Genomic DNA, 12749 nt, shown 5'->3' with positions numbered 1-12749 from the left:
TATCTTAATTATCAAACTGGTCAATAGCCAGTTGTAATGCTTCTTTTTTGTAGCGTTGGTTTTCTGTAGTTTTTAAAATCTTGTCTGCTAGCCATAGCGTAAGGAGTTCTTTCTTAGGCTGTTTAAAGATTTTTGCAAGTGCATCTATATCTTCTCTTCTAAAGGAACGCTCGCCACGTTCCATCTTGCTCAACATTGCTTGATCCATCTCTAACTTTGCAGCCAGCTGCCGCAATAGGATATCATTAGCTTCTCTCAGTGTTCGTATGTGTTCACCTATCATCTTAGTAAAGTTTTCATTAAAAGACTTGACAAATATTGGACAATTTAAGGAATATGTGTGGAATATTTATTACTTTGTTCTCTTAAATTTTAGATATACCAATTAACCTAGTATTGCTTTATGGATTTATTTAATCAGACGCCAAAAGAACGAGAGTTCAAGAAAATAGATTTATTGGATGGCGAGATTTGGTATATGGAAAATTTTATACCTCTTGACAAAGCTAATAGCTATTTCAAAAAATTTGTGGAGACTATTAACTGGCGACAAGAAGAGATAAAAATGTATGGTAAAACCTATCCTGTGCCGCGCAAAACAGCTTGGTACGGTTATGAAGGTTTTAACTATAAATACTCAGGAATTTTATGTAATCCAGAACCTTGGACTAAAGAATTGCTGGGTATTAAAAGGGTTATAGAAAGTTTTTTGCCCGAGTCAGATTTTAATAGTGTACTGCTTAACTTATACAGAGACGGCAGTGATAAAGTAAGCTGGCACGCAGATGACGAAAAAGGCCTAGGTATAAACCCATTGATTGCATCAGTAAGCCTAGGTGCTACTAGACGTTTTGACTTAAAACACAAATCAGATCCTAATCAGAAACTTCAATTAGAGTTGCTTCCAGGTTCTTTAGTCATTATGAAGGGTGCTTTACAGCACAATTGGCTGCATCAAGTTCCTGTTCAGAAAAGAATAACTGATTCAAGGATAAATCTAACGTTTAGAACTATTGTAAGCTAATGAGTGTTTACAATAAAATTGTGGAAGCCATAGATGAATTAAATGATGAGCAACTAGAAATTAAGGATTACTTACAATCTTTAAAGCCAGACGTTAGACAGTTACGAGCTTCCTATAGAAAACCGCCACCTGTTTACGTAGATTATGCAAAACAGAATATTCAAAGTGCTTATTTAATCACCTATTTGCCTCATTATTATCAATTAATTTATAAGATACTTTTAGAGCAAGATTTGCAGTTAATGAAATCTAAAGCAGATTTTTCTGCTGTTTTTATTGGTGGAGGTCCAGGGTCTGAAGCCTACGGAACCGTAAAATATATTCTTGAATATTGCCCTAATATTAAAAACATCAACATTGATATTCTAGATATTAATGCCGGTACTTGGAATTATAGCCATTCTGCTTTAACTGGATTTTTGTTACCAGAATTAAATAGGTTTAACGATGTCTCATTGCACTGGAATAGTCATCAATTTGATCTCGTTGATTCAAATGTTGTAAGCGCAAATAGAACGCTGTTTGATAGCGCGGATTTAGTTGTAATTCAAAATTGCATAAATGAAATCGCTCAAAATGAATATCAAGTTTTAGAAAATAATATTCTTGATATTTTTAATTTTATCCCAAACGCTTCGTCGCTACTATTGGTTGACTTAACAACTAGTGTGAGATCGCAAATAGCGCAGTTAGAAAAGGCGGTTGAAGCCAAATTTCCGGACATTAACAAAAACACTACCTCTGGAAACAGAAGTGCTTCTGCAGTTACTTCAATTAATTATATTCCTTCTCAAATTATAAGAGAGAATTTATTAAATAAAACAGATGGTTTGTGGCCTCGCAAACATCTTAAATATGACTTTTCGCTTTTGAACAAGAATTTGCCAAAAGAGAAGCAAGAAGTCAATAAAATAGGAATTAATGCTATATACCGTCCTTTAGACAATTTAAAAGACTCAATACAAAATCTAACAGATCGTTCATTTATTGGAATAGACTTCGGAACATCTAGTTCTGTATGCTCCATAGCTTATGTTCAAGATGACAAGCTAAAAGTGGAATTGCTTGAAATTGAACAAAAAGATCATTTAGGAATTGCCTTTAGTAGTACCATAGTTCCTTCGATCATTGGAATAATAAACAACCGATTTTTATTAGGTAAATATGCTAATGAGAGAAGAGCCGATTTGACTTTAGGCACTGATGGCTGGTATGGCTTCAAAGAGAATCTAATAGAATTGAAAAGTTATGCTTACCCAACTTCAAAACTCTATGATCACGCTGAGTTTCCCATTAAAAATGCCGCTGATGCTCTAATTGTCTTTTTAAAGAGATTGAAAGCTGAGATTGATAAAATTATAAACGATAAACAATTACCTTTTGAAAAGCGTTATTCTTTTAGCACTCCAGCTAATTATGGATTAAAAGAAAAAGAACTTCTTGAAAGCTATATTATACAGGCAGGCTATGAAGAAGGAACATTTGCTTTTATAGAAGAGCCTGTTTCTTCTCTTTTAGGAACCATCCATCAAGAAAATCTTGCGTTAGATTTAGAGGATGACCTAAATATTTTGGTAATTGATGTTGGTGCAGGAACGGTTGATTGTTGCGCCATTCGATTAGTTAAAGACTCTGACAACGTCATTGCGGAAAATTTAGCTATCTACAGAAATAGTAATATGGGTGGTAATCTTATTAATAGACTAATCGCTAACAGGCTATTTGAGAAGGACAATAGTCTAGTTATTAATGATGATTTTATTTCAAAAAATTGTGAAGATTTAAAACTTGAATTTTGTAAATCGGTTAGGACGGACGCTCAAGTACATTATGCTTTACCTGAATTATCTAAATCAGAAATAAATAAGCAATGTAATACTCGTGATTACGGTAATTACAATTCGATTGATATTAGTTATTCAGAGTTTAATGATGTAATGACTAATTATTTTAATGGAAACGAAAATTTTAAGGGATTTAAAAGTAGTATCGATAAAACAGTAAACGAGGCTAATTTATCAAGAGATGATTTTAACTATGTCATTATATCTGGAGGTGGAGCAAAAAACCCTTACTTGAGATCACTATGTGCTGATTATTTTGAGGTAGACAAAATAGTTATGCCTAATAATAGCCAAGAACAAGTAGGGTTCGGAAATGCAATCCAATCTTTTGTTTCCAATGCATTTGGAAAACAAATTATTGAATCAGTTCTTAATGGAGGTATCTATATATACAAAAACGATAACCATACCCTAATATTTGAAAAAGGTGAAGTGCTGCCTACTTTGGAGTATGAGAGTATGATTGATGCTGGCACATATTCAATTATCTTATACTCTGACGTCACTGACGAAAAAGTTCGATTTGATTGGCAACAGCATATAAACTCGAACCCATTAAAATTTATCTTGAAAGTAAATCAAGAATCAAGAATCATTTGTGATTTAGTTACAGACAAATCAATCATTAGATTAAAGCCAGAAATAAACAAACAATAAAAGTATGCAGTGGATGATAGAAGAAGCCAGGTTAGGTCCTGAGCAAAGAGAAATAATTGATGAAATACACGATTTACAAGGGAAACCTATTTGGATACAAGGTCACGCCGGATCTGGCAAATCTATTGTACTACTTCACGCTTTAACAGATTATGTTATAAGAAACCCTAAAGCCAGTATTGTAGTAGTTGTTTTTACACACGCCTTAATTGATTTACTAGCCTCAGGTTTGAGACAAATTCCTGCTTTAAATGGAAAACGGATTCCAGTGATAACAATCTATGATGTCAATAAGCGCCTTTATAAAGGAGAAAAGTTTGATGCAGTATTTTGTGATGAAATACAAGATATACCAACTGTTCTTTTAGAAAGAATGAAAAAAGGATGCGATCAATTAATTATAGCTGGTGATGCAGCACAATCTATTTATTCTTCTGTCCCAAACTTTAATGAAAAGCCCGCTACTAAAGAGGAAATTGTAGCACAACTGAATCCAGTAGAGAGAACGACTACCACAATCTATCGATTAACAAGAACGGTAATAGGTGTTTTAAAAAATGTTTACACAAATCTATTTGCAGATATGGTTCACATAGGTAGAGAAGATTCTGATATAAGGTTATTCAAAGCAAATAACTACAAGGAAGAAATAAAGTTCTCTTGGAACGAGTCTAAGCAAATTAATATTGATAGATCTGGAGAAGTTAACGCGGTATTGTTTTTTAAGAAAAATGATATGATAAAGTATGTCGATACCATATTAGAATTGGAAGGGAAACAAAAGTGGTCTGAAGGTACGTATCCAGATTATGCTTTGTCAAGTAGAAATTTTGAAGCTATGAATACATACTTGAATAACCAAGATATTCCATTAATGTACGTAGGTAATGGTACTGGATCTTTAGAGAGAGCTAATATTGAGAACAAAATTGTTTTGATTACCTATCATTCATCTAAAGGACTTGATTTTGATGCTGTTGCTTTGCCTGGTATTCAAACTGATTTAGGAGAAGCGGATAATGAAAACGCTGTAATCCTTGTTGCTTTATCTAGAGCTAAAAGAGATTTATTAATAACCTTTACTGGTTCTATGTATTCAGGGTTTAAGAGGTTTTTATTAAGCACTAGGGTAAGAGAAATAAACAATTTAGAATCTGATAACGACGAAGTCGTTTTTTAATAAAGAAAACAAATGAAAAATATAATTATCGTTCTATTTCGTTCAGAATTAAATTACCTAATTAAATATGATAGGTTAAGAACGTCATCAGATAGAATCATTCACTTATCATATTACGAATTTGAAAAGCTGTCTGAAGATAGACAGGTAAACTTCTTACAAAATTCAGTTCCTATTTATGAGCAAGAGCACGAGGTATTGCTAATCGAATACAGCAGGAATTTAGACTATGACAATGCTCCGTTATTAAAATTTAAAGGAATAAAGTCTATTATACCTTTATCAGATATTGGTTCAAGGCTGCTTTCATCTAAGCTTAATAACGATTTTAGAATAGCGGAACCTCTCAATCCATCAGTTTACATATCATTTACTAATTACCGAAGCCATATTTTAAGAAATAAGGCAGGTACTGAGCTTTGCTCAATATATGAACTTGAGGTACCAAAAGATGATTTTATAAGTGATTTTAAAGCTGCAACATTATTTCAATTAAATAATCAAAGTCCAGGAAAGAACGATTCAACTCTAGCCCACTTAGTAGATTTTAATACCACGCCAAGCTTTATACCAGAAGGAAATATTGAAGCTCTAATAAAGTCCGCCTGTATAGGAATGAGAAAATTAGGACAGGATGTTGAAAAAATTACCAAAAGTGCTTTTTACAACTTCGTAATTCAGAGAAAATCAGAAATAAACCAAAAGAGCCTATTTAAAGCAGTTCAATATATTGATAAGAATACTATAGATGACGATGAGCTTAAAAGATTTAATAAGCTAAAAGATACCTTATCTGAAAATGATAAGTATCCAAGCGCATTCTTATTATTTACCTATTTCTATTATCTAAAAAGACTAATGGAAAAAAATCATTATAATATTGAAATTATTAAGGAGAATATTCTGGAATTGAAATATTATGATTCTGAATCAGCTTCAAAAGTTCTCTTTATACTTGGTTATACATTTTCTATTCAGACAATCTCTAAATCGTTACAGTCATTTTCAAGTACTCCGTTGTTGAAAAATACAAAATCTTTGGATTTAGATTGGAAACCAAAGGTTACAAAAGAATTTAGTAATGAAGTATTTGCAAATAGTGAATCAAATAAAGAGGAGGCTGAAAGTGAAAATAGAAACAATATACCTAATCAAAATAATTACAACGAAGAAACTGAACAGCCAATACAAGTTCAGCTTAAAGTAGAAAGTAAACCAATAAATACAGTAAAAAATATTGAATCAAAAATTAATGATGGTTCTGAAAAAGAGTTGATTGAAACTAAAGCAAAACCAGGTCAAGTTAATAATGATTTATTTTCAAATACTTCTTTAATAAATAACACTTCTGATTCCATATTCACTTTCAAAGAATTTCAAAACAACTTAAAAAAAAGAAAGGCATTTTTATCTAAAATACTTAACGAACTGAAGTCCACAAAAATTGATGAAAATCAAATAACCAAAGACGTACTTATAAAATGTCTAAAAAATATTGATGAATACGAAAAACAGAAAGGTGGGTTGAAAGTCGCTGCAGTAGACGCTCTAAAAATCTTTGATAAAGATGAATGAAAATAAATTACAAGTTAATCTACAAAAAGCAATTAACTACATCGCAAAACTATCAAGTTCAAAAAAGGAAAAATTGATGGCTATTTTGAAGAAAGTGAAGGACGTTCAATCTTCAGATCTAACGACCAAGGAAAAAACAAAAGAAATAAAGCGAATTATGTGGAGTGATCAATCCACTAATAATAAGCTTTTTATTGGAGCTTTTTTAGGTGCTATAACAGGCTTATTCGTCTTTGGAACTGGTGGAATTGGCATTGCGGCTTTAGGAACAGGTGTTGGTATTTGGGGTTGGTTGGCGACTGCTGCTGGTGGAGCTTTCATTTCTTCATTAATACAGAATTACGAGAAGAAGGAAAAGAATGAAGATTAATTCAATAAACAAAATTACTAATGCCATCAAAAACTTCGATATAGCCTCTCTAAAAGAACTACTCGATGATGATAAGCCTTATCAAGATGTGTCTAAATCTCTTTTTCTTGAAAAATTAGAGAAGAAATTTAAGCAAGCTAAACGTGATGATTGTCATTCATTCGACGATGTGTTTTTTGGCATTTGTGAATCTTGCAATAAGGGCTGTGAAGGAATGACCTTTCTATCTAATTCTGGATACTATTTAGACTTATTTATTGAAAGTAAAGATGGAGAAACAGCAGATGACATCTACGTATGCAATAAGCTTACTAATTTTACAGAGCTTGAAAAATCAATAGACCTAGGTTTTAGTTTTAACAAAGATGAATACCACGACTTTAAACCTACCACAGAGTATCTCATTATAAAAAAGGAATACGATGCGTTGTTGAATCAAATAAGTGAGATCGATGAGCCTATTAAAGTAGATGAGTTAAAGAATTGGTATTACGACAACTTCAATTACTTAAGCAAGACAATTAACGGTTTTGGTCCATTTGAATGTTTTGACTACAATTTATATAGCGATGCTTATAGTTTAACTAGTCAAGTAGAACGTGTATTTGAGATGTCTCAAGTTCAAGACCAGGCCACTGAAAGTCTTATTGAATATCAAAATTGCAAAACGGAAAGAGAAAGATTGATTTGGTTCTTCAAAAACCAAAAGTATCATTACGGCTCCATTTATTATGAGTTTCCAGACAATTGGAAAACAGATTCAATCATATCCTACAGACAGAAACAAGTTGAATTGGAATTAGACATTTCAGGATATGAATTTGTTATGGATTACTTTTTAATACTAGATAAGCTCTATGATGAACTCATAGAAAAATACAAACCCTTACCAGAGCACTTTGAGGCTTCAGAAAATGGAAGTGTTCAGTACTCGTTAGAGAACTATTTGAGATTGCATAATAAGCATATCGATGTAGTGAAGGAGTATGGAAGAAAAGGATATTAAGTCAAGATATGAGCATAAGACAATTTGAAGCCGCACAGGTAAAAGCACCATTTTTAGGTAAACCACATTACCCAATATCAGGTCTAGATCAACTAGGGTTGAATCTTACAAGTGAACGTATTTTCGACTTACTATTGCCTGGACTTAATAACGTAACTGGTCGCATACGCTACTATTCTTTTTATTGTTGGTTTTTTGATTGGTATGCTTCTCAAGTTCGAACAACATCGAGGAGTAAGCAAAATAGTTATTTAAGGCGAGCAGAATTTTTACTATCACTAGTAGCTGCACATAAAGAATTAAGTGGTGTTCCTGGTATTACAAAAGCGTTGACAATTTATGCTGAGAGTGATGAAATAATTGATTTGACAAAAGGCACTCAGGAAGGGTCTAAAAGTGAAGGGTCGTACTGGAAAAATCCACGAGGAGTTCTTGGTCAGTATTATATCAGTTCTATAAAACAAATGGGCGTTCTTGGCGATCAAGGCGATAAGGAAGGATTGTATGTTCGTACCGATTTTCAGCACGAAACTAAAATTTCTGGTAAGCAATTAGCCGATGCTTTTGGGTTAAATATTTCTAATACATCTCACATTTTCGCGAAAGCGATAGAAAACAATGTAGTTACTAAAACAGAGCTAGAGCTATTGAGTAGTGAGTTTAATATGCTTAACATACCAAATGATAGTGAGGAGCAACAGCTATTATGGCAGCTCTTTTCTGGCGTAGATCGACCTAAAGAAAAGGACGAAACTTATTTCAGAAAAGACACGATAAAGCTTCTATTGTCTAATGTAGATGAGATTGATAGCGAGACAAAATACGAGCAATTAAACGTTCCTTTCTCCATTTATAATAATGGCTGGAATAATGATTACTCTACCTCACAAAAACTCTGGTATTTCTTTATTGTTGAACAGTTTTGGAGTGTTTCAAGTACCGGTTGCTTAGATTCTTTTCTTAAAATTTTAGATGAACAGTCCAAAAATAACTGGATAGACGAGATTGAATTAGTTGACCAGATCATCCTAAAAGTTATGGAGTTGTTTCACAAAGATGGTTTTGATGAAGAGTCAGATTTGTTTTTTGAATCAACGTTTACTCAAGAGTCTATTCAAGAGTTAGTATTTCTTTCAAAGAATGAGCAGAGTCCTTACATCAAAATACAATATGCGCTTCTCGCAATCCAGAAGTTAGCAATAGAAAATAGCGCAAGCAACGCTGACCTATTAGAAATATCTAATAAGTTCAAAATACATACAGCCAGTAGTTTTCTTGTTTCTTATGATGACTTTAAATCAAGACAAGACCTAACTATAAAAGAGTTCGTAAGATACTTTCTCACACGTAATGTAATAAACAGACATCACTTTGTAGCGTTAAGAAAATTAAATGCTACACAGAACAGCGCAAAGTTCTATAGAGAAGACGGTATGATACGTTTAGTAGATCATTTTATGTATGATTACTCTTCCCCACGAATCCATACACTCGTTGACTTTATGCGCGATTTGAGTATTATAGATACAGATAGTACAGCATTAACTCAAAAAGGTCAAGAACATTTAAAAATGCTTGCCGAATGAAAATAGAAAGGTCTAACATTTTAGAGCTTATAGGTACAGGAAAGAACAAATACCATAGTTGCGTTATTACTAGCTACAGTATTGACCTTGCTTTTTTTGAACAACTCATATTACCAAGATTACGAGGAGCAGGAATTACTAATATTAATCTATTTGTAGATGCTTCAATGCTAGAAAAATATCTCGCATCACACTTGGGCGATAGTATTAAAAAATTCAATGCAAATTACAGTATTACACCAGTTAGTATTTCAGGAGCATTTCATCCTAAGATGCTATTTTTAGTAGGAAAGGATAAGGGATATCTTTCAATAGGTAGTGGTAACATTACTTCGAGTGGACTTCTCTATAATGATGAGATATGGTCATCGTTTTACACGTCAAAAGAACGATTGGATGCGCAGCCTATTTTTAAATCTGCTTGGCAATATATTCAGTCACTATCGTCTCATAGTTTGGGAATCAATGTTACCAAAATCAATTGGATTGCACAACATTCACAATGGATATCAGATTTAGAAAATAATCAAGGTAGTAGTACTGTTATTAAGGATATTGAGTATAGTATGTTTTATACTCAAAGTACAAAGTCTTTGTATAGTGAGGTTATAAGTACGCTTTCGCGAAAGCCAAAAAGTATCAAAATTATAGCACCTTATTATAATAAGTCTGGAGCCTTTTTGAAAAAGCTTATTGATGACTTAGCACCTGAAGAAATACACTGCGTTGTTGATACTAGCAATGGCACATTACCTGTGGATTTCACATCAAGTATTTGTCAGTTTTCTGACTGGAAAGATGTTATTAATACTGAAAACTCTAAAAGCATACAGCGACTTCACGCAAAGATTATTCAGATTGAATATAATGAGGAGACTATATTTATTTTAGGAAGCGCCAACGCAACATTAGAGGCTTATGGAATAAGTAATAGAGCTTTTAAAAACGACGAAGCTGTTGTTACACTTCGTACTAAAAAGCATAAAGACTTTATAAAAGAGTTGGGTATTCAAATTCCTAAAAATGGATCACTTGATATTAAAAACACTATAAACGCAGAGTCAGAAAATCAAGAAATTATCGAAGGTCTATTAAAAATCAAACACGCAGAGTTGAGTGATGGCATCGTTGAAGTTTCATTAGATAAAGAGTTTAATAGCAAATGTGCGCTGAAAACGTTTGACAGTAATAATGTTCTACTTGAAAATATAAATGTTACAGTTAACTCTAAAACAATCCAGACACCACTTAAAGTGACCGAAAGCATTTTTAAGGTCGCTTTATATGATGCAAGTTCACAAGAACGTATTTCAACCTTTGGACTGATTCAAAATGTAAATGCCCTCAAAAAATCTAATCCAGATGAACGCCTAGCTAGATTGCAAAGTTTTGAACACTTAGACATATTTAGTTCTTTAAACTATGAGCTGGTATTAGATTTCTTAGATCAAGAGCAAGTCTTTAAGGATAGCTCGACATCTCAAGCTCCTTTATTGGTAAGTAATGAAAATGTAGAAGATGAAGGCGAAGTCATTTCTGAAAATGAATACAATAAAAATGCAAGTTTAAGCCTTGATGAACGAGTAACAAGCGACAACATAACTTCAATGGTTGAAGAATTTCTTGATGTTCTTAAAATTAGAGAGAATCCTGAAGAACTCTCAGATAATGCAGAAGAGCTTGCTACTGAAGCTGGCGATGATGGTATGGACGAGGAAATAAGTTTAAAACATACGCAATCGTTTATCAATGCAAGTGAAGGTCAACGAATAGCTCGTAAAATTGAGAAAACAATTAAAGCGGTTACCACTCTAATCGATAGTCGAAGGATTAATAAAGTATCACAGGACACAAAAAGTCTTAATGCGCTCTTTGTGGGATTTCATATTCTCTTACATTTTTGGGACGAAGTCTATGTTGAAGAACTATCTCAAGTCAAAGTTCACTATAAACAGCTAGATGAATTGCACAAATTGGAACGTAAATTTGGGTTGAAACGATTAGAATCACAAATCAACTCATCAAATTATGAAGTAAGTTATTATGTCGATTACGCGCTACTAAACACATTTATCCTATTCGTAGAAAATAGTAATAAAGCCTTTAAATTAGTTGATACTCCATCAGAACCAATAACTTTTAGACATTCAATTATATCAAATAAGTACATTCAAGATTACACATCTAAGAATTGGTTACTTGATTTTATAGATTTAGGCTTGAGTCAAATTATGATTTCATTAAAATCTTCTGAATTTACTGTTGACGAAGCTCAAAAACTAAAGTTAATAATTTTGAGTAACCAATTAATTAATAAGTTAGTATGGAATAATAAGTTCAGTTACTGGAAGGAATTGGTATTACTCAATGTCTATAATACATTCAATCTGTCTTCATTACATATTGAACATAAAGACCTACCTGACAAATTATTAGACTGGAGCTTTTGCAACGACTATCTGAAATTTGAGAAAGGTTTAATTGAAGCCTCAATAAAAGGTACGGAAGTCAATGCTCAACTGGTTAATAGTATTGTGTATAGTAAAGTAATGGGCTTCGGAATGATACGTAAAGTCTTAAAAGATGCAAAATTGGAATTCTATTCGCCTATTTTAAATAGGGATTTAAAAGAAGATGACGGAGGTGTTTATAAAGAAGTTTATATTAGTAAAAAAGTAAAGATATTTTAAAAAATGAGTTTAATAATCGGTAATTACATAGACAACATTAAGTGTGAATCTTTCTTAGATAAAGAAACAAATAGAATTCGTGTAAGACCATTACCAAATCAAGAAGTCCCAATTACAATGGTTATTGAGTGTCTTAAAAAATTTAGAGAACAATATCCTCTTGGGACTAAATTTATTGCTGAAAATGTAAAAGTTTGCAAGAAAACGAACGGTAGATTATACCTTAGAGCTAAAAATCAAATACTGCAAAAAATTGATTAAAAAGATTTTACATCAAAGTAAATCTTCTATAAACTTTTTGTAAATAAATTGAAAAACAACTTTTAGTAGTTTGCCTGTCAAACAATTCGGCACTTGCCCAATGAAAAAGACAGCACACGATTATCACGATTTACAGCAGAGTATAGATTCCTTAATTGGAAAATTTGGACTTCAGAAAACCATTGAGGTTATTGATAGTTTAACCAGCAATACAGAGCTTACCACTCAAGACAAGGAGAAAGTAAAACTTCTTCTGGTTTTTATTATTTCACGAAGCATTGAAGTCTTTGATTTGAAAGAAGAAAACTTCTACACCAGCAGCGTTCAAGAGTATCGTGAGGCTCGTATGTCCTGTTATTATTTACTCAAAAAATATACAGATTCTAGTTATGCAAAGATTGGCGAAAGCTTTAGCCAGTCCAAACGTGCCATACTATACAATTACCACAAGTGCGATGAGATTCTTTCCATCCCTCAATTCTACAAGCCTTTTGTAGAAAAATTCAAAATCCTCGAAAACAACATTATCAATTTTATCGCAAAATTGAACTAAGCC

Annotated in this window: 11 protein-coding genes; 10 read left to right on the top strand and 1 reads right to left on the bottom strand. The window is 32.6% G+C overall.

Annotation, left to right across the window (positions count from 1 at the left end):
• Positions 1-4: 4 nt before the first annotated feature.
• Complete coding sequence (locus HM990_RS13810) at positions 5-283, bottom strand: helix-turn-helix domain-containing protein (RefSeq protein WP_042269972.1); 279 nt, start codon at positions 281-283, stop codon at positions 5-7.
• 120 nt (positions 284-403) lie between these two features.
• Here HM990_RS13810 and HM990_RS13805 point away from each other — a divergent pair, with 120 nt between their 5' ends.
• The 10 genes from HM990_RS13805 (at position 404) to HM990_RS13760 (ending at position 12746) form a co-directional block, all read left to right on the top strand.
• Positions 404-1024, top strand: a complete 621-nt coding sequence (locus tag HM990_RS13805; protein WP_178989494.1) for an alpha-ketoglutarate-dependent dioxygenase AlkB family protein — start codon at positions 404-406, stop codon at positions 1022-1024.
• A complete protein-coding gene (locus tag HM990_RS13800) occupies positions 1024-3525 on the top strand; it encodes an Hsp70 family protein (RefSeq protein ID WP_178989493.1) in 2502 nt (833 codons plus the stop codon). The genes HM990_RS13805 and HM990_RS13800 overlap by 1 nt, the downstream gene beginning before the upstream one ends.
• Before the next feature lie 13 nt (positions 3526-3538).
• On the top strand, positions 3539-4705 hold the full coding sequence (locus HM990_RS13795; RefSeq protein WP_178989492.1) for a 3'-5' exonuclease: 1167 nt from the start codon (positions 3539-3541) through the stop codon (positions 4703-4705).
• A 12-nt stretch (positions 4706-4717) separates the two neighbouring features.
• Positions 4718-6280, top strand: coding sequence for a hypothetical protein (locus tag HM990_RS13790; protein WP_178989491.1), 1563 nt, complete (start codon positions 4718-4720; stop codon positions 6278-6280).
• Entirely contained in the window at positions 6273-6650 is a 378-nt protein-coding gene (locus HM990_RS13785; RefSeq protein WP_178989490.1) for a hypothetical protein, read from the top strand. The genes HM990_RS13790 and HM990_RS13785 overlap by 8 nt, the downstream gene beginning before the upstream one ends.
• On the top strand, positions 6640-7656 hold the full coding sequence (locus HM990_RS13780; protein ID WP_178989489.1) for a hypothetical protein: 1017 nt from the start codon (positions 6640-6642) through the stop codon (positions 7654-7656). Before HM990_RS13785 ends, HM990_RS13780 begins: the two co-directional genes overlap by 11 nt.
• An 8-nt stretch (positions 7657-7664) precedes the next feature.
• On the top strand, positions 7665-9242 hold the full coding sequence (locus HM990_RS13775) for a hypothetical protein (protein WP_178989488.1): 1578 nt from the start codon (positions 7665-7667) through the stop codon (positions 9240-9242).
• Positions 9239-11932 carry a phospholipase D-like domain-containing protein gene (locus HM990_RS13770; protein ID WP_178989487.1) on the top strand — a complete coding sequence of 898 codons (2694 nt, stop codon included), beginning with the start codon at positions 9239-9241 and terminating at the stop codon, positions 11930-11932. Before HM990_RS13775 ends, HM990_RS13770 begins: the two co-directional genes overlap by 4 nt.
• 3 nt (positions 11933-11935) lie before the next feature.
• Positions 11936-12193, top strand: a complete 258-nt coding sequence (locus HM990_RS13765; protein ID WP_042269959.1) for a hypothetical protein — start codon at positions 11936-11938, stop codon at positions 12191-12193.
• Positions 12194-12293: 100 nt separating this feature from the next.
• The gene (locus HM990_RS13760; RefSeq protein ID WP_178989486.1) at positions 12294-12746 is read left to right on the top strand and encodes a hypothetical protein; all 453 of its coding nucleotides are present in this window, start codon (positions 12294-12296) and stop codon (positions 12744-12746) included.
• Positions 12747-12749 lie beyond the last annotated feature (3 nt).

This window comes from Winogradskyella schleiferi, assembly GCF_013394655.1.
Lineage (GTDB): Bacteria > Bacteroidota > Bacteroidia > Flavobacteriales > Flavobacteriaceae > Winogradskyella > Winogradskyella schleiferi.
Note: the sequence above shows the minus strand (reverse complement) of the source record. Positions and strands in the feature narration are given on the sequence as shown.